Here is a 17,051-nt window from a genome sequence, read left to right on the forward strand (position 1 = left end):
TAATGAGTGACGGAAGTTATGGGCATGGGCTGAGATGGGCGAGTGATGGGAGGAGACCGGCGGGGCGATCTCGTTCGTCATCTGAGTGCAGAGGAGTTGGATCGTCTGCTGGCCGAAGCAGACGATCCAAAGGTCATCAAGCGGCTCACCTTTGTCAAACGTCTCTACAAGGGTGCAACGTACGAGGAAGCAGCCGACGACGTTGGTAAATCTGCGTCGACTGGAAGTCGCTGGGCACGTCGGTGGAACGACGGCGGACTTGGTCAGTTGACACCGAACTTCGGGGGCGGAAGGCCCCCGAAGCTCGGTGACGAGGAACAAGAGCGTCTTCTAGAACTCCTCCGAGAGGGACAGCCCTGGAAAGCACAGGAAGTCCATCAGCTCTTAGATGAGGAGTTCGATGTTGAGTATCATCCGGATTATCTCGGTCGATTCCTCCGGAATCTCGGACTCTCCTACGCTAAACCGCGTCCAAAACGCCCCTCCCGGCCAGAAAACGCAGATGAAATCCTCGAAGAACGCGTCGCAGACGCGTTCGACGAGGAGACAGAGACAGCACATAACAAGCGTCCTGATGATGAGGACGAAGGCTGGGTCCTCGACGACGATATTTGTACAGATGGAGGAACTGTCGTCGGTTTTTGTGACGCTTCGCATCCGCAACCATACGACAATTCGCATCGACTGTGGTACGTCGATGATCCGACACTGGAACGACCGCTGGTGAAGCTTGACGAACCAGCGGTCGGGTGCTATACGCTCAACGGCGAAAGTGTCCTGACGTTCCCTGAAGATCAATCGAAAGAGAACATTTGTGCTCTACTGGAGGAGGTCCGCGAGCAGAATCCGCGTTCCCGGATTCTGCTCGTCTTGGATAACTTCTCATCTCACATCTGTGAATACACGCGCAAGCGCGCACACCAACTCGGTATCGATCTCGTCTTTCTTCCGGTTGGCTCACCGCATCTCAACCCAATCGAGCAGGTCTGGAAAGTGCTCAAACGCAATGCCTCGCCAATCGTCGTGGCGAGCGAGAGCGCGTTCCGCACTCTCGCTCGCCGTCTCTTCAACACCCTCACCGATCGACTTGGATTCGCCAAGTCCTGGATCGACCAGTTCCTCAGTCCATATTTGCAAAAGTTATCTTGATCATTACGAGCATCTCGTACACCGGGCGGTAGTGGCCAGATGCTTCGATCGGAGCTTCGCCACCGGCGTACTGTTCGGCGAGCTCGTCAAGACGATCGTTTGGCAAGCGAATCTCATCTTGCAAGTTGCCGTCGTCGTCCACGACGGCAACTTGCGAGTATCGTGTGTGGGTGTCTATTCCGAGGTACATAGGACGCCTCCGTTGGGACTGTGGCGTGAACGAGAGATCCTCCTATACGTGCTCGGTGGCACAAGATTCCGCGTCTTATCACGGGCTCGGACCATTCTCTAGTAACGTGCTTATCGCACCGGATGAGTTGCGGTCTCAGCCAGTCCCTAGTGCCTCGTTCACGGCCTAGGCCCTTAGCTGCGGGATTTTCATGGATTCTCTATACTGATGGCTTTCGGGCGTATGACCCGTTGGAAGAGGACGACGCATTCGAGCGCGACTACGTTGTCCACGGCGATGACGAATACGTGCTGACGAGGTACACGTCAATACCTGCGAGAGCCACGCGTCGCTTCTGCGACGGTGGCTCTCGCCCCCATCGAGGCATCTCCAAAGACAAGTTGACCCAGTATCTCAGAGCGTTTCAGCTTCGTCGATAACTATACCGAAAACCGGGGCGAGAGGAATTCAGATACGCTGTCCGAGCCACGCTCTGAAATCAACAATGTGCTACGCAAAAGCGTACAATAGGAAAATTTCTTACGAACCGTTTTCGGAGTACCAACTAGGAGTAACTGACGACTCCGAAACTGCCTGCGCAATCGCGTCGCGTATCCCCTCCTCAAATGCGTCTACAGAAAACCGATCCGCAAACGAAGCGATGGTATCCGGATCCCATTGGACACCGTCTCTCTCAAACTGTCGAACGGTGTCAACCAGTGACGGGCCTTCCTCTCCGGGACGAGTGTGACGGTACCCGTTTTTCCCCTCTATTACCTGAAATTGTGTCATTCCCTCGTTAATGCCAAGCAGTGGCGTTCCAGCGGCAAGTGCCTCTACTGGGGCAATGCCGAAATCCTCATCTCGAGCATTGAAAACGAACGCCTTTGCACCAGATAGCAACCGACGCTTCTCTTGTTCATCTACGAATCCTGTAAACTCAATAGTGTCGCCAGCCATGGCCTCCAATCGCTCTCGCTCTGGACCATCGCCAACGACAATCAACCGTTTGGACAGGTGATTAAACGTTTCGATGATACTATCGATATCCTTGTGCCAGTCCAGTCTCGACAGTGTGACGTAGAAGTCTTCTGTATCTGCCTCAGTAGGATCGTAGGTGTGGGTGTCTACTGGCGGGTAAACGACCGAAATTTTTCGTTCTGGAACGCCCCAGTACCGTTTCACGCGACGTTTGACGATTTCCGAATTCACGACGAATAAATCCGGTTTATTTGTATTGTGGTCGAAAAGAACTCGAATGAGATAATGGAAAAGAAGCCGGATACTCGTGAACGGTTTCGACTCGATTTCAGTAATCTGGTCGGACTGGCGCCGATTCGTGTGGTGGATGTACGCAATCCAAGTCTGATCGTCCGGAGCAACGTAAAATAGAGGTTCGTTTCCACTCGTAAGTATCACGTCGTACTCCCGAAGCGGGGCGGCTATCTGCCAGCCAAGCATGTGGGCAAGTTTCCGTGAGAGACCACCGCTCGACAGCGCACGCTCCATCCACCACCCATTTATGAGCGCCTTTGGATCGATATCGTTCGGTTCAATTGATTCATCACGCCAGCCAACATAGAACGGTGGATAATCCAACGCACGGACAAGTTCCCACGCAAGGCGATCACCTCCTCCATTGGCGTGTTCTCCCCAGTGTGCAACGGCGATATCAGTGTCAACAACGGCGTTTTCGCCGACCATTGTTCGTGTCTCAAAGCCCAAGACTATATTATTCACGTTCCATCTCGATCCCATAAGTGATCAGCAACCGAAAATCCCAACCTACTTGTGATCACTCTCAGAGTTGTGAAATATGAACGGCCAGCGTGTATTGGTGACAGGTGGTGCAGGATTCATTGGATCGAACTTGGCAAATTTTCTCGCAGACGACAACGAGGTTATCGCTATCGACGACTGCTCACTGGGTGCCCCAGAAAATCTCGATCAATCTGTTCAGTTCTACGAACGTAGCGTCCTCGGTCCGGACCTACCGACAGACGTTGACGTCGTCTTCCATCTTGCAGCGCTCTCCTCGTATGCAATGCACGAGGAGAACCCGAGAGAGGGGGCAAAAGTCAACGTAGAAGGATTTATCAACGTCGTAGAACAGGCTAAAGAAAACGGCTGTGATACCGTCGCCTACGCCTCCACCTCTTCGATATACGGCAACCAAACCGACCCATCACCCGAGGACATGGATGTCGAAACGAACACTGCATACGAAGCGTCAAAGATGGCCAGAGAACGGTACGGCGAATACTATGTGAACCACCACGACATCGACGCCGCTGGACTCAGGTTCTTTTCCGTCTATCAGGGCTACGGCGGGGCAGAAGAACACAAAGGTGAGTATGCGAACGTCGTCGCACAGTTTGCCGAAGACATCGCAAATGGAGACGCACCCGTCATCTACGGCAACGGTACACAGACAAGAGACTTCACCCATGTTTCGGACATCGTACGGGCAATCGAGCTTGTCGCCGACAACCAGCTGAGCGGAATTTACAACGTTGGTACGGGGCAACGATACGATTTCAATACCGTCGTCTCGATGATCAATGACGAACTTGGAACGGATGTACAGCCGAAGTACGTTGATAACCCAATCCCAGATGACGTGTACGTTCACGACACCTGTGCCGACACGAGAAAACTCCGAAAGGCAACAGGATGGGAGCCAACAGTCGATTTCGAAGAGGGAGTAAAATTAGTCTGTCAAATTTATATGTAACTTAGAAGGGTCAGTTCGCCTCGAAGAGATCAAAGAGGTCTGGATGGTCGGAATAGTCAGCCTCGAGTTGCTCGGGGGTCGGTTCATCCATTCTAATTTGATCACGGGTTCGTTGCCAGGCTTCGTGACGAGTACACACGTGCACCGGAACTGCATCCACACCAAGTAATTTCGCGATGCACAATCTGTGTTGCCCGTGGTTTTGCCACAGCAGCCGGCCATCTCGGGCGATGTTGACCCCGATTTCGTCCATTTGTTCGGTGCCAGAGCACCCTGGCCCAGTCTGTGGATTCTCCATGGCTTGATCCAATTGTTCCTGACTCTGGTATCCGTCGCGACCGATCGAATGATGCAACTCGTCGAGATGGTCGAAAAACTGACCAACATCACTCATCGAAGTCAGTCCACGGAATTGCCCGCCAGATTTGATAATTGATTCGATGTGAATGTAGTAAGACGTTTGCTCCCACTCGACCCCCTCCTGAAAGTGGCGTTGCAGAGATCGAAACTCCATTCGCTCTGTGAACTTCGTCCGAACCAAATCCCACTTGCCACCGGAGACCTGTCCGTACTCGTCCAGCTGTCCCCCGAAGTAGGTTGTAGTTTCATACCGGATCGCATTTGGGGGAACCCAAACGATTTTTGCAGGATCTGCGTCAGTACGGCCACAGTCCCTTACGTACTGATCCCGTTGTGCAGTGACCCGAATTTCGTTGAGCGTCAGTTTCGATAGACGAACTAGGTTGGAACTCGTCCTCCCAATTCCGGACCGTCGAGATAAGAAATATAGTTTATAACCGACACGAGGAATCATCGGGCTCTTGGCCGCACATTGACAGGGGCAGATTAAAATGCTACTGTTCGAAAGACCCACCCACACTGGATCGCCGTGCTGGGCCGGCCCCAGGTCACGGTCTCCGAGGTCGCGATACCCAGATAAATGACGAAGGCACCCATGACATACCTAACATTCGTAATGGTTTCTCGGAACGATGGATACGGTGAGAACCTGCTTCATCGGATGCAAACCTGTATCGACTCCATCGTTACCCTCGCCGAGCGCCACGAGGTTCCGACGGAACTTCTGTTAGTCGAGTGGAATCCGCCAGCCGACACCACGTCCCTCGAGGAGGCACTCGAGTGGCCAGACCAGACCACGCAGACCGCCATCGACATACTCACCGTCCCGCCGGAGATCCACGCGACGCTTCCAGGATCCGACGAGCTTCCGTTGTTCGAATACATCGGCAAGAACGTCGGCATCAGACGGGCAGACGGCGAGTTCGTCCTCTCGACCAACCCCGATCTGATATACTCTAAGACGTTTTTCAGCCACCTCGCCAGCGAGCCGCTGTCCCACGAGTCGTTTTACCGAATCAACAAATACAACGTCGACTCGCTGGTCTCCCGCGAGATGAGTATCGACGAACAACTCGAGTTCTGTCGAAACCACATCGCGGCGAAGTACACTCCGGCCGGGTATCGCGAACGGCCCTACTCCCGTCGACTCAGAAATATCGTCTACAGCTACTACACCTATCTACAGAACCCGTGGCGGATCGTCGATCAGTTCCGGCGGCTCGGCGACGGCGCACCGAGGTCGCTGTACGATTTACACCACCTCGCCGCTGGTGACTTCATTTTGATGGGGAAAGAACAGTGGGAGACCATCGGTGGCCATCCAGAGTTCGAGTACAACTTCAACGTGGATTCGTACACCATCGTCAACGCCGCCGGGAACGGGCTGACCGAAACAGTGTTTCCAGACGAGATCAGAGCCTATCACCAGCCCCACGACGACTTCCACGACGTACGCCCGCAAGGCGATTGGGACGAACTCGTCGAGTACAGTCGGCGACTACTCACCGACGAGGAGCAACTGACCGATACCTCGACAACGTGGGGGCTAGCCGACGAGGAGATGCAGCGAGAGTCGATCTGTTCCCGGGAGGCGTGAGAGTCTCTCAGGACCGGTCGGCGTTCGGTTTCGGCGCGATACCGAATCCCTCGTACGGACGCTCGAGTCGCGTCTCCTCGAGCATCCCCCACAGATCGTACACGATCGCATCCGAAGCGACCGTCTCGTTGATCGTCGGTTCGATACCGTCGAACTCCGGATGATTGACGGCGAGGATCACCGTATCCGCCCCGGACAACGTCTCCTCGAGAGTCGCGTCGGTCGTCACGTAGGGATCGTACGCGGAGACGGCGATTCCCTGGGCCTGTAAATCGTCGGCGATCCGTTTCGCCGGTGAGTTGTACGTATCCCCGACGCCGCCTTTGTAGGAAGTACCGAGAACAGCTACCGCAGTGGGTTGTTGGCGCAGGATTTCTGTCACGACATACGCGGGGATGGACGAGTTCGTCCGCCGAGTAGCGCTGAACAGATCCGGTGTCGTTGGTTGCTCACAGACGCGTGAATCCATGAGGAAGTGAGGGTCTTTCGGCAGACACTTCCCACCGACAGTTCCCGGCGTCGGAATGTCGTTCCGGGGATACTCGCGGTTCGCGAGTGAGATGGCCGTATGTGCGTCGAGGTCGAGCTGGTCGGCCGTGAACGCGATCTGATTGGCGATGGCGAACAGCGCATCTCGATACGAGTTGTCGATGAGTTTGACGAACATCGTCGTCTCCGGATCGGTGAACTCGATATCGCACTCGAGTCCGGCCAGCAACTCGGTCATCTGGTCTTTCCCACGTTCGTCAGAAACGCCGACGATCTTGGGCAAGGTCTTGATCTCCTCGATCGCTTTCCCCTCCGCGAGCCGTTCGGGGAACACGGTAAACGTTGGATCAGAGGCCGCAGAGTCGGCGATCGTCGCCTCCATCTTGGTCACGACGTCGACCGGAATAGTCGTCCGGTTGATGATGACGTGGTCGTCGTCGATAAACTCGGCGTACTCCCTGATCACGTCGAGAAATTCCTCCATCCGATTGCGCGGCGCGTTCACCGTAATCGCGACGTACTGGTGGTCCGAGATGACTGACGGATCGGTCGTCGCCGACAGCGTCCCCTCGGCAACACCAGTTTCGATATACGACTCGAGCTGGGGCTCTTGAAACGGTGCCTCCCCCCGGTTGATCGTGTCGACGCGGTCCGGGTCGACGTCGATGCACGTCACCGTCTCGGAGAGTTCGACCGAAAGCACCGCTGCCCAGGGGACGCCAATTCGACCGGCCCCGATCACTGCAATTCCGTCTTTCATACGTGTTGGTGATACCAATCGATATACTCCGTGAGCGATTCCTCGAGACTGATCTCTGGCGTCCACCCGAGACGTTCTTTGGCCTTCGTCGAATCGGGAATGCGCTTTTTCACGTCATGTTCGAACGACTCCTGGCGTTCGACGGCGAACGGTTCCTCACGGTCACACCGTTCCCAGATCAGTTCCGCGAGCTCGAGCATCGAGATTGCCTCTGCGGAGCCGAGGTTGAAGTGGTCGTTCGTCGCCGCCTCGTCGTACGCACACTTGTATACGCCAGCAGCGATGTCCCTGACGTTGGTGAACGACCTGATCTGCTCGCCACTTCCGAGAATCTCCAACGGGTGCTGTTTCTCGTCGTTGATCTTCAGGACGAAATCAGGGATGACGTGTGCCTGGCCAACCTCCTCGCCTGGTGGCTCACGTGGCCCAACCGCGTTGAACGGGCGAAAGATACTGTACTCGACGTCGTGCTGGTCGTGATACGCTCTGCAGTAGTACTCACCAGCCAGTTTCTGGAAGCCGTACGCGCTATCTGGCGGAGGAATTTCCCCCAGTTGCTCTTCGGTAACGGGAAACTCCGTCGCGTTCTCGTACACCATCGAAGACGAGGCATAACAGACACGGTCCATGTCGTGTTCGACGGCTGCGTCCAACACGTTCCGATTCATCGCGTCGTTAATCGAGATGATGTCGGCTGGCACGTGGTGGAAGTATCCGATTCCGCCAATCTTCGCAGCCAAGTGAACCACGACGTCGATGTCGGATAACGCGTCGATCGCGGCAGTCCGATCACACAGGTCGACGTCACGAACGTCGACGTCGGAGAGAGAATCCGAGAGGTTCTCCTCGTGTCCACTACTGAAATCATCGATAACCACGATATCGCGACCCTGATCCACGAAGTAATCCACAATGTGAGATCCAAGGAAACCAGCACCACCAGTTACAGCTGTGGGCATCGTGCTGTCCACTCTGCTCGTAACTATTAGCAGTATCGTTCTCCCCCGAAGTGACAGTGACACCTCTCAGGTGAGTTCGCGGTACAGCGAGACGTGTTTCTCACCGACCTTCGCGAACGAGTTGTCCTGGCGGAACGACTGCATCCCGTCGATCAGTCGGTCACGGGCCTGGTGCTCGGCCAGGATTTCTCGGATCCGGTCCTCAGCGTCTGACACGGTCTCGAACAACAGGAGACAGCCGTATTCCGACTGCAACCGCTCGAAATACGGTAATCGGGTCGCGACAGTCGGTAACTCGTAGGCAGCACACCAGTTGAAGATCCCACTTTGCGCGACTTCGTCGTACGGAAGGACCGCGACGTCCGTTGCCTCGAACGCGAGGTGAAATCGGTCCTCGGCCAGATGCCCCGTGACAGTCACGTTCGCCGGTGCAGTCTCGGTGATCGACTCGAAGTAGGCGTCCGCTCCCCGGCTCCCGCCGGCCACGAGAAACTCGTACTCCGGAAAGCGCTCCGCGATCTCCAGGAACGTCTCGTACCCCTTCGACGGACGAACGTACCCCGGTTCCGTGACCACGATATCACTCGGTTCGAACCCGAACGCCGCTTTCGCGTCCGCTTCCGTCACCCCCTCGACGGTGTCACCGACGCCGTGTGTGAAACAGTGGGCATCGGAAACCGACACGCTCCGTTCGAACTTCTCCTGACAGTTGGCGGAGAGAAAGATCACCGACGTAGCAGTACCGGCGATGAGTTTGTTCGCGAGCCAAATATAGAGCCCCTTAGCTCGAGCCATCGGAGGGCTGACACGGTCGCTGTTCCACGCTTCGTGGACGGTGACGACGACCGGCGTTCGGTGAATCCGAGAGAGAACGAACAGGAGTGGATAAAACAGCCAGAGCAGGTACCACTTCGTCCCGAACAGTCCGTACTCGTGTTGAACGTGGATGATATCGTCGTCGGTCCGTCCCGCCCGGATAGCTGTCCTTGCGTACGAGAAAAACGAGACAGGAGGCGTGTCGTCCGTCTCCAGGATCACCGTCCGAACATCGACCGCGTCCTCGACTTCCTCGAGAAGTGATTTCGAATAGGTACCAATCCCACAGGAGCCATCCATCGGACTGGTAACCAGCGTCACGGACGTCATTGGGTTCGTGCTCGAGTAGGGACCCACCCCGGTTAATACATTTGCTCAACTGTGACCAAACCCCAAATAATTAATATGTTTGGAAAATGAGATTTATGATATTTCTTTGACTTGGAAGCATTGGCATGAATAGGTTCTATAGATATTATAGAATCCTTTCCTTTCTACACTCACTTTCAGGAAGGAAAGGTGTGGATGATGTGATAAGGTTCCAGATATATCAACCAGAATATGTGGATTGCATCTGGTTTTAAATATACGGAATGGAACAGAGCGAGTATGAGCAATCAGGGTAGCTTCAGCGGAAGGAATCCGATTGAATTGGTGACTCGTCTTAATCAGCTATGGCGGGAAGGTGGCCTGCATGCTATACGACAGGGAGCGGAAGATTATCTCAGACACAATACAATCATATTGGACAGAAAATACGAGGATGTAAGAAGTGATACCGACTATCGGTGGGAGTTCATAAACAATCACATCAATGATAGCACAGAGCGGTTACTAGATATAGGATGTGCAGAAGGATATTTTTGTGCTCGCGCGGCCGGAAAGGGCATAAATGCAGTTGGAATAGACACAAACGAAAAACGAATTAAGCAAGCCAAGGCAGATCATCCAAACGTTGATTTCAGAGTCCAGACGTTGTCCCCGGACAATGTAACCGAGTTACCCGAATCGGATATTATTCTGTGTTTGACAGTCCATCACGGATTTGTGAATGGGTACGGTTGGGACGAGTCGGTCGAAATGATGAAAACCATACTGGAAAAAGGTGATTTACTCGTATACGAAGGCTCCGGGATCAGACGCGATCATCCATCACTTGATGAGGACTTAGAAACAATAGACTATTACCGAGAGCTGTTGTTCGATATTTATGAAGACGCCGAAATAATCGAGGAAACATACACTGAATACGGATCAGGTGAACGAACAGACTCCATGTATATAGTTGACTGTTCCAATATATAGTATTCAGCGTCCAACTACGTATGGCAAAAATGAAGCAGATATAGCTTTTTGTGGCTCACCTCGAGGTTCCCTGGTACGTGATCGAAAAGTTACCCCGTCTGGAGATCCACGCGGACCCGCCGCTCGAGCAAGAGCGTGCCGACGAAGACGATATCACCAACAGCGCCCGGCGGTGACGAAACCTATTTGACGGTTTGTCCTAACGCGCAATCACCCAGCCCGTTCATGGACCAGCTGACACAGCAACTCCGAGAACTCGTGCGAAACGAGGGTGTGGCCACGGCGACGAAACGGGTACTCCACTACGGACTCGTCCGGACCCCGTTACAGCTACTCCCAGTAGATAGGTTGCCGCCGTGGGCTGTCCACTACGGGTATGCCGCTCGGTCCCTCGTCTCCCGACACAGCAGTGATGCCGATCCATTACGCCTCGTTCAGGTCGAGCCAACGGCGATCGAGTACACCCACACCACCGGCCACCCAACACCTCCAACTCGATTCGGTCGTGTCGTCGGCGGAGAGTGGGACAGGAACCGGGTTCCAACGGCCACACATTACGTCTATCGGTCAGTGCGACGCCGGTACGAGACCGGTGTGAGTTGGGAGGAGACGGCACTATACGAGGAACACGTTCGCAGAATTTCCGACGGCGACCCACAGCGAGGACCGCAAACGATCGAAGAGTTAGAGAAAGAGTGTTCGGACCTGGACGACCTCCTGGCCACAATCGAAGCTGAGGGATACAAATCTCAACGCCAATTGCTCCAGGAACGCCCCACGGACACTCGAACGTCGAACAACGATACGTTTCATCCAGTGCTGAACGAAGTCGCTGTGAATATCGGCCGGAACGGGGAGTTGATCAAACGTGGATCGGGGACACATCGCCTGGCAGTCGCACGGGCGCTCTCGCTCGAGGCAATCCCTGTCCTCGTTCGAACACGCCACGCCAACTGGCAGGCCATCCGAGACGAAATTCGAGCCGCCGGGACACCGACCGATCTGGGTCCCCAGACTCGACAATACCTGACCCATCCAGACCTCGCGGATATCATCCCGGACCAGTGGATTCAATAGTCAGTGCTGGGACCTACTCCCAGCAACGAGTCGCTCTCGACCGACACAACTCAGTGACCCATGTTTCACCATCTTCACCGTGCTAAAGAGGTCCTCGAGGAACGAGGCGCAGTCGACCTGGCGAAAACGAGTCTTAGGTACGCGCCGATCGAACTCAACAACATCATTTACAACCTGCGGAGCGACGACCCCACCAACGTCATGGATGAAGAGTGGGACGTCCTGATCCTCCTCGATGCGTGCCGGTACGACATGTTTCCGGACTCGACCAGGTGGGACGGCGAACTCGAGTCGCGGATTTCGCTGGGATCGACGAGCGAGGAATTCCTCCAGCGAAACTTCGCCGACGGGACGCACCACGATACGGTCTACGTGAACGCCAATCCACACCTCTGTCGACTCGGGTTCGACGCAGACGTCTTTCACGCGGTCATCGATTTACTGAGTGAGACGAAACCGATCTTTCCCGAGCTGGACTGTGACATCGAGACGGTCCACCCGGAGACGGTCGTCGAAGCGACCCGTGAGGCAATCGAAACGTTCGAGAACAAGCGATTCATTATTCACTTTCTCCAGCCCCATCACCCGTTCATAGGCGAAGCCGGGAGAGAACTCGCCGAAACCGGTCAGATCACCCACGACAAGGACATCTGGACGGCCCTCCGTGAGGGCGACATCACTGACCACGAGCTAGTCTGGGAGGCGTACAGGGAGAACCTCGAGATCGTACTCTCCAGTCTCGAGCCACTCATCGACGAGCTCACCGGGAAGATCGTCCTCTCCTCCGATCACGGGAATCTGGTCGGTGAACGCCCAGGGCCGATCCCCGTTGGGCCGGCCTATGGCCACCCGTACGGTGTCTACTGTGACGAACTCCTCGAGGTGCCCTGGTACGTGATCGAGAAGTCACCCCGTCCGGAGATCCGCGCGGAACCGCCCCTCGAGCAGGAACGGGCCGACGAGGACGATATCGAGCAACGACTGGAGGCGCTTGGATACAAATAGGCGCTACGAGTGGCGTTTTCGATCTCCGTTGATGAAGTACCAGTCCGAACAGTCTCCCTCCAGATACGGTTGGAGGTCGTTTTCGACGGCGAAGTCGACGAAGGCCTCCGCAACGTCACCGCCGGTGAAATCGACATCGTGACCGGCCAGGATGCCATCATCGTCTAACAGTGAATAATACGCCTCCATATCAGCCTTTACGTAGTCGTACGTATGGTTGCCATCGATGTAGGCGTAATCGAGCGGTTCGGAGATCTCATCCGCAGCTTCCTGTGAGGGTTTTTCGATCCACTCGAGGGTATCGTACGACTGTAACTTACGCCGTGCCTCACGTTTTGCGTCATGCAAGGTCGAATCGGTCTTCGGAGACGATTCGTACCCATCGTAGTTCGTGTACGGATCGATCAGATACATTTTCTCGACGTCCAAACCCTCGAGGAGCGTTTTGGCGTTGTCAGCCCGCCAGACCCCAACTTCGGCGATCACCAACCCCTCACGTTCTTTGAGCAATTGTCGGTGACCAGCGCGGACCCGTCGCGATGGTGTTACGCTGTTACAAATGTAGAGTGAAATACTGTTCGCCAATGCTCTCGGACCATCGGACCGAAGTATATCAATAGAACGACCGACTTTATCCATAATCGTTGACTCTTTCCCAGGTCGGCAGGGCTCTGGCATAGTCAGAGTTGCCAACTCGAGAGTTAAGTGTATTCCCTATATCATAAATAATATATGTCGCATCCATATAGGAGTTTTTGTCATTCTGGTGCCAATATCGGTACTGTGTACACTCACTACTGAAACGTTTCTAATTCCGACTGGACTTTCCGTACGGTATTCGATATATCCTCATTTTGAATCTTGATCACCTGCACTCCTTCTTCTCGAAGTATATCAGCAAGGGTTTCACAGATAGTGGAGATCTTCACTTGGGAATCACGGTGATTCGATACCCATTCCTTATCGACGGCAACACTGTTACGGGTGGATTGTCTCTCGAGACAAACCTCGACGGGGGCGTCAATATAGAATACGAGGTCGGGAAGTGGAACTGTCGAGAGGAACTCACGAGAAAAGGTCTTCGAAAAGTCAATACCCGAGTACCACTGTAACGTGCTGAGAAGTTGAATAAATCCCCTATCGACACTCAACGTCTCGTTAGGAAACACATTTTCCCTCCCCAATTGGTAAAGGCCTGCTGTTTCGTACAACCGAACGAAGGCGCCGTCCGGTTCGTTTTCAGCATAATCGAGCCCCCTCGAAAATGTGTCTAGATAGTCAGGAAAGTCCTGAACGAACCGTTTGAAAGCGTGGTAGGTGAACCGGTGCATGACGATCTCGTCGCTGACGTATCTGCCGAACCGTCCAGGAAGTACACCGTACAGAAACGCTACCGGTTTTGGGGCATCAGCACGTATATGTCGTTGAGCCAGATGGTGTCGGCTACTGACGTCGTTGATGCTGAGTGTCCTCGGAAACTCACTTCGGTCGTGAACGGTGGTTTTGCCGGCCCCATACGGGCCCATAAATTCTACGTAAGCGTCCATCAGTAGTCCGAAAACGCCTCCAGTTCGCCTCGAATCGACCCATACTTTCTCTCATCGATCAGCAGATACGCCGTCTCCCACGCGTCGAAGAACATCAATTTCAAAAGCCGATGCAGCTTTTCGTCCTGGGATTCGTTCGACAGCACGGTATCTCTGAGCTCATTCATTCGGTCCATATAATACGATGGCGGGCCGTCCTCGTTGTAGTAAAATACGGTTCGACCGACCAAGTGGGCCAGCTCGTCGGGCGGACTCGGTACGTAGAAGCCGTTGTGTTGTACTCTGTCTCGAAGCATCAGCCGATCAATTTCGGGGTCAACTCGGTATTTTCCCGAATGTAACGGCGACGAATAGCACATGTGATTCCAGACATCGAACCGCAGGGTTTCGTGTTTCGAACGTGAATCACCGTATGCGAACTTGGCTAATTTTACCTTATTGTCAGGTTCGTCCAAGTTCTGATGTTTCCGTCGAATCAGCAGATGGTCGATCACAATTTTCGGCTCAGAGAGAACACGACGGACCGACTCTCGAGGATCCTCTAGTGCGACACTGAGTTGTTCACGGATAGGGGCTTTCCTGTTCGGATCGCCAGGTATCGCATCCTCCATCACGCCGAACACAGCGTCGAAATCGTCTTCGTGGACGAAGATATCAATGTCATCACCCCAGACTCGTTCAGGGAGGTCGACGAACCCCCGCAAAATCACGTACGAAATATCGTCCTCAGAGAGGGAGTGGGCAACAGACTCCAACACGCTTTGTTCGTCCGGGCTTAGTTCATAATACATGTTTAGAGATCTTTCATCTCCTTGAGAGAAGTTCCCGCCTCGACGACGGCTTCTGCAAATTCTCGGTACTCTTCTTCCGTGAAGGTCAGTTGGAGTTCATCCATGTGCAGATCGACCCTCCCCTTTTCGTTTAGCTCGATCTGGACCTCAGTCGATTGATCCTCGAGTTCGAAGTCTGCAAGTAATCGTTCGACGATGCCCATCTCAGAGTTCACCCAGTGTTTGTTCGACGTTCTCGTAGAACTCGAGAAAGTCGTCGATCGTCATTTCCAGTCGCACGTTTCGATGGTGGATATGGATAGCTTCGCCGACGTTGTCCTCAATCCTGAAAACTTTCGGGTTCCGACCAGGGACTGGGTCCAGCTCCCGTTCGGCAAGTGAAAGAACGAGAACGTTTTGACCGCTACGTTCATCCATACTGGTTCCCCTGTAGCAAGAACCCATCACTATTACGGTTCCCTAAATGACCGGCCAGAAAACGAATATGACCCCATAAATAGACCAGAGTTTACTATGGGTAAAACGAAACACAAGAACAGTTGATGGATGAAATCGCCGTCATCTCAGATATTCATTTGAGAAGAGAACTGGAAGCGGAGATCGTTGCGGCGATAGAGGACTGTTTATCGTACATTGAACACCACACCGATGTCAGTTACGTATTCGTTCTCGGCGACCTGATAACGCACAGTCGATCTGTCGAGGAAGACAAGCAGAGGTTCCGAACGCTCCGGGCAATCTTCGACAACTACCAAGTCTCACCTGTCTGGCTGCTCGGAAATCACGATGTGATGACTGTCAGCCGACCATCGATAGGTGATATTCTCGATCAGGAGAAGTTCTTCGGACAGATCACCATTGGATCTCGATCGATCCTCTATTTGGATACGAGCTGGCCAGAATCGCAGAGTCCGAACGGGTTTCTGGATAGGGGCCAGCTAGAGTGGGTGAAAGAAACAGTGGAAGAACGTAAGAACGTCGTGATTCTGCTCCATCACCCGGTCGGGTTCTTCAATTTGGACAACAATCCATGGTTTCGTCACTATCCAGAGAGAGCATATCTCGCGAATCGGAAAGAGCTCCACGAAATACTCACTCGAAACAACACCACGTTCCTGACGATAAGTGGCCACATACACGCTACGCAACTCTCTGAGTCGCCTACAATGCCACACATATCCATCAATGCATTCAGTAACGAACGGCCATCGAAACCATTGACAGGAGAGTTCGCAATAGTCCGATTCGACGAGGGCGTATCGATCGAAATCAGGAACGAGAAACGAGTTCTCAGAACGTATCACGTCGACGAAAAGCAGGTACGCTCTCAGACGAATGCATTGGGTCGCTGGCTATCACTCCTTCGAAAATCGAAGTACACTCGGAGAGTCTTCGGACCGAGATGATCGAACGAGCCACGCTTCGAGTGAGGACGGTACCGGATACGCCCCCCATACCCGTCTCACATTCGATAGGTCCTCTGGCCAGGTGAACAACAAGGTTTTTCTCCCGAATCAGTCACTACCCGCATGATGGATACGGTCATTATGGCAGCGGGGAAAGGGGAGCGATTGGGGCCCCGCGAAGAAACTCTTCCGAAATTGTTTGTCGAAGTCGGAAATAAGACCATATTTGAACACCAACTCGAGGCGCTTTCCCCACTACAATCAACTTTGATCGACTCCGTCGTAACGGTCGTACTCGGATACGGGTTCGTAGATTCGCCAGACGCCGAACACAAACTCAGCGAGTACGTTCACATCGATCAGCGGTTCGAGTACAACATCGTATATCTCGAGAACTGGAAAGAAGTCGAGAACTCGAAATCAGCCCTCGCTGGCGTCGAGTCGGTAGATGGAGACGACCATGTGTTGCTACTTTGTGGCGACGTCATCGTATCACCTGGTCAAATGGAGGAGTTCATCCAGACATTTTACGAAGAGTGTTCGGACTCAGCGTACAGTGCTGTGGGGGCGTTCGAAGGATATCAAAGCGAGATGACAGCCATCAGATGGGATACGAACGATGTAGTAACCGATTACGGAGCGATCGAAGGTCACCAGGAAGCAGGCATGTTCATCCTTCACAGAGAACACGTACAGACAGCGAAAGACCGGTGGGAAAGATCTGGTGGAGAAGAATGGTTTCCAGTCGTGTTTCCGGAAGTTCCCTCGAAGGCAATTCGGTTGGACCCGGGTGAGCACATCGAAATCAACACCCAGGAGCATCTAACGGAGGGGGAAGAGATCCTTCCGTTCGAAGGAAAGAACACAGGCCATACTCGATGAACTGA

General features: G+C 53.8%; 18 protein-coding genes and 2 pseudogenes. 9 read left to right on the forward strand and 11 right to left on the reverse strand.

What is annotated here, in order from left to right; genetic code table 11:
- The first annotated feature begins 45 nt into the window (after positions 1-45).
- Positions 46-1,149, forward strand: a complete 1,104-nt coding sequence (locus EA473_RS17130; RefSeq protein WP_124196870.1) for an IS630 family transposase — start codon at positions 46-48, stop codon at positions 1,147-1,149.
- A gap of 7 nt (positions 1,150-1,156) precedes the next feature.
- On the opposite strand, the pseudogene EA473_RS17135 reads toward EA473_RS17130, so the two are convergent.
- Positions 1,157-1,339, reverse strand: a pseudogene (locus EA473_RS17135) (IS110 family transposase); the annotation flags it as partial.
- 188 nt (positions 1,340-1,527) lie between these two features.
- Here EA473_RS17135 and EA473_RS17140 point away from each other — a divergent pair.
- Positions 1,528-1,758 (forward strand): annotated as a pseudogene (locus tag EA473_RS17140) (transposase); the annotation flags it as partial.
- Between the two features lie 100 nt (positions 1,759-1,858).
- Here the strand turns inward: EA473_RS17140 and EA473_RS17145 are convergent.
- Positions 1,859-3,022 (reverse strand): glycosyltransferase, encoded by a 1,164-nt coding sequence (locus EA473_RS17145; protein ID WP_124196871.1) that lies wholly within the window; start codon positions 3,020-3,022, stop codon positions 1,859-1,861.
- A gap of 112 nt (positions 3,023-3,134) precedes the next feature.
- Between EA473_RS17145 and EA473_RS17150 the strand changes: the two genes are divergently transcribed.
- Positions 3,135-4,052, forward strand: coding sequence for an NAD-dependent epimerase/dehydratase family protein (locus tag EA473_RS17150; protein WP_124196872.1), 918 nt, complete (start codon positions 3,135-3,137; stop codon positions 4,050-4,052).
- 10 nt (positions 4,053-4,062) lie between these two features.
- Here the strand turns inward: EA473_RS17150 and EA473_RS17155 are convergent, their stop codons facing one another.
- Positions 4,063-4,446: a hypothetical protein gene (locus tag EA473_RS17155; RefSeq protein ID WP_124196873.1), complete on the reverse strand. Its 384-nt coding sequence runs from the start codon at positions 4,444-4,446 to the stop codon at positions 4,063-4,065.
- Between the two features lie 582 nt (positions 4,447-5,028).
- Between EA473_RS17155 and EA473_RS17160 the strand changes: the two genes are divergently transcribed.
- Positions 5,029-6,009: a hypothetical protein gene (locus EA473_RS17160; protein WP_124196874.1), complete on the forward strand. Its 981-nt coding sequence runs from the start codon at positions 5,029-5,031 to the stop codon at positions 6,007-6,009.
- Positions 6,010-6,016: 7 nt separating this feature from the next.
- On the opposite strand, the gene EA473_RS17165 is transcribed toward EA473_RS17160, so the two are convergent.
- The 3 genes from EA473_RS17165 to EA473_RS17175 form a co-directional block, all read right to left on the reverse strand.
- Complete coding sequence (locus EA473_RS17165) at positions 6,017-7,258, reverse strand: nucleotide sugar dehydrogenase (RefSeq protein WP_124196875.1); 1,242 nt, start codon at positions 7,256-7,258, stop codon at positions 6,017-6,019.
- Positions 7,255-8,217, reverse strand: a complete 963-nt coding sequence (locus EA473_RS17170; RefSeq protein ID WP_124196876.1) for an NAD-dependent epimerase/dehydratase family protein — start codon at positions 8,215-8,217, stop codon at positions 7,255-7,257. Before EA473_RS17170 ends, EA473_RS17165 begins: the two co-directional genes overlap by 4 nt.
- Positions 8,218-8,283: 66 nt before the next feature.
- Entirely contained in the window at positions 8,284-9,363 is a 1,080-nt protein-coding gene (locus EA473_RS17175) for a glycosyltransferase (RefSeq protein WP_124196877.1), read from the reverse strand.
- Positions 9,364-9,642: 279 nt separating this feature from the next.
- On the opposite strand from EA473_RS17175, the gene EA473_RS17180 reads away from it, so the two are divergent.
- The 3 genes from EA473_RS17180 (at position 9,643) to EA473_RS17190 (ending at position 12,420) form a co-directional block, all read left to right on the forward strand.
- Positions 9,643-10,338 carry a class I SAM-dependent methyltransferase gene (locus EA473_RS17180; RefSeq protein WP_165875314.1) on the forward strand — a complete coding sequence of 232 codons (696 nt, stop codon included), beginning with the start codon at positions 9,643-9,645 and terminating at the stop codon, positions 10,336-10,338.
- 594 nt (positions 10,339-10,932) lie between these two features.
- Positions 10,933-11,415 (forward strand): hypothetical protein, encoded by a 483-nt coding sequence (locus EA473_RS17185; RefSeq protein WP_124196879.1) that lies wholly within the window; start codon positions 10,933-10,935, stop codon positions 11,413-11,415.
- A gap of 60 nt (positions 11,416-11,475) precedes the next feature.
- Positions 11,476-12,420, forward strand: coding sequence for a hypothetical protein (locus EA473_RS17190; RefSeq protein ID WP_124196880.1), 945 nt, complete (start codon positions 11,476-11,478; stop codon positions 12,418-12,420).
- A gap of 3 nt (positions 12,421-12,423) precedes the next feature.
- Here the strand turns inward: EA473_RS17190 and EA473_RS17195 are convergent, their stop codons facing one another.
- From EA473_RS17195 to EA473_RS17215, 5 genes are all read right to left on the reverse strand, one after another.
- Positions 12,424-13,098 carry a class I SAM-dependent methyltransferase gene (locus EA473_RS17195; protein WP_124196881.1) on the reverse strand — a complete coding sequence of 225 codons (675 nt, stop codon included), beginning with the start codon at positions 13,096-13,098 and terminating at the stop codon, positions 12,424-12,426.
- 116 nt (positions 13,099-13,214) lie between these two features.
- Positions 13,215-13,967: a hypothetical protein gene (locus EA473_RS17200; protein ID WP_124196882.1), complete on the reverse strand. Its 753-nt coding sequence runs from the start codon at positions 13,965-13,967 to the stop codon at positions 13,215-13,217.
- Complete coding sequence (locus EA473_RS17205; protein WP_124196883.1) at positions 13,967-14,758, reverse strand: hypothetical protein; 792 nt, start codon at positions 14,756-14,758, stop codon at positions 13,967-13,969. Before EA473_RS17205 ends, EA473_RS17200 begins: the two co-directional genes overlap by 1 nt.
- 2 nt (positions 14,759-14,760) lie before the next feature.
- The gene (locus EA473_RS17210) at positions 14,761-14,961 is read right to left on the reverse strand and encodes a hypothetical protein (protein ID WP_124196884.1); all 201 of its coding nucleotides are present in this window, start codon (positions 14,959-14,961) and stop codon (positions 14,761-14,763) included.
- 1 nt (position 14,962) lies between these two features.
- Positions 14,963-15,175: a hypothetical protein gene (locus tag EA473_RS17215; protein WP_124196885.1), complete on the reverse strand. Its 213-nt coding sequence runs from the start codon at positions 15,173-15,175 to the stop codon at positions 14,963-14,965.
- 125 nt (positions 15,176-15,300) lie between these two features.
- Between EA473_RS17215 and EA473_RS17220 the strand changes: the two genes are divergently transcribed.
- Positions 15,301-16,164, forward strand: coding sequence for a metallophosphoesterase family protein (locus EA473_RS17220; RefSeq protein WP_124196886.1), 864 nt, complete (start codon positions 15,301-15,303; stop codon positions 16,162-16,164).
- 126 nt (positions 16,165-16,290) lie between these two features.
- Entirely contained in the window at positions 16,291-17,046 is a 756-nt protein-coding gene (locus tag EA473_RS17225) for an NTP transferase domain-containing protein (RefSeq protein WP_165875315.1), read from the forward strand.
- Positions 17,047-17,051 lie beyond the last annotated feature (5 nt).

This window comes from Natrarchaeobius chitinivorans, assembly GCF_003841505.1.
In the GTDB taxonomy this organism is placed as follows: Archaea; Halobacteriota; Halobacteria; order Halobacteriales; family Natrialbaceae; genus Natrarchaeobius; species Natrarchaeobius chitinivorans.

Bases quoted from the DNA above. Each gene is read 5' to 3' on its own strand.
- EA473_RS17130 (WP_124196870.1), top strand. From the start codon at position 46: ATGGGAGGAGACCGGCGGGGCGATCTCGTTCGTCATCTGAGTGCAGAG.
- EA473_RS17145 (WP_124196871.1), bottom strand. From the start codon at position 3,022: ATGGTCGGCGAAAACGCCGTTGTTGACACTGATATCGCCGTTGCACAC.
- EA473_RS17150 (WP_124196872.1), top strand. From the start codon at position 3,135: ATGAACGGCCAGCGTGTATTGGTGACAGGTGGTGCAGGATTCATTGGA.
- EA473_RS17155 (WP_124196873.1), bottom strand. From the start codon at position 4,446: ATGAGTGATGTTGGTCAGTTTTTCGACCATCTCGACGAGTTGCATCAT.
- EA473_RS17160 (WP_124196874.1), top strand. From the start codon at position 5,029: ATGGTTTCTCGGAACGATGGATACGGTGAGAACCTGCTTCATCGGATG.
- EA473_RS17165 (WP_124196875.1), bottom strand. From the start codon at position 7,258: ATGAAAGACGGAATTGCAGTGATCGGGGCCGGTCGAATTGGCGTCCCC.
- EA473_RS17170 (WP_124196876.1), bottom strand. From the start codon at position 8,217: ATGCCCACAGCTGTAACTGGTGGTGCTGGTTTCCTTGGATCTCACATT.
- EA473_RS17175 (WP_124196877.1), bottom strand. From the start codon at position 9,363: ATGACGTCCGTGACGCTGGTTACCAGTCCGATGGATGGCTCCTGTGGG.
- EA473_RS17180 (WP_165875314.1), top strand. From the start codon at position 9,643: ATGAGCAATCAGGGTAGCTTCAGCGGAAGGAATCCGATTGAATTGGTG.
- EA473_RS17190 (WP_124196880.1), top strand. From the start codon at position 11,476: ATGTTTCACCATCTTCACCGTGCTAAAGAGGTCCTCGAGGAACGAGGC.
- EA473_RS17195 (WP_124196881.1), bottom strand. From the start codon at position 13,098: ATGCCAGAGCCCTGCCGACCTGGGAAAGAGTCAACGATTATGGATAAA.
- EA473_RS17200 (WP_124196882.1), bottom strand. From the start codon at position 13,967: ATGGACGCTTACGTAGAATTTATGGGCCCGTATGGGGCCGGCAAAACC.
- EA473_RS17205 (WP_124196883.1), bottom strand. From the start codon at position 14,758: ATGTATTATGAACTAAGCCCGGACGAACAAAGCGTGTTGGAGTCTGTT.
- EA473_RS17210 (WP_124196884.1), bottom strand. From the start codon at position 14,961: ATGGGCATCGTCGAACGATTACTTGCAGACTTCGAACTCGAGGATCAA.
- EA473_RS17215 (WP_124196885.1), bottom strand. From the start codon at position 15,175: ATGGATGAACGTAGCGGTCAAAACGTTCTCGTTCTTTCACTTGCCGAA.
- EA473_RS17220 (WP_124196886.1), top strand. From the start codon at position 15,301: ATGGATGAAATCGCCGTCATCTCAGATATTCATTTGAGAAGAGAACTG.
- EA473_RS17225 (WP_165875315.1), top strand. From the start codon at position 16,291: ATGGATACGGTCATTATGGCAGCGGGGAAAGGGGAGCGATTGGGGCCC.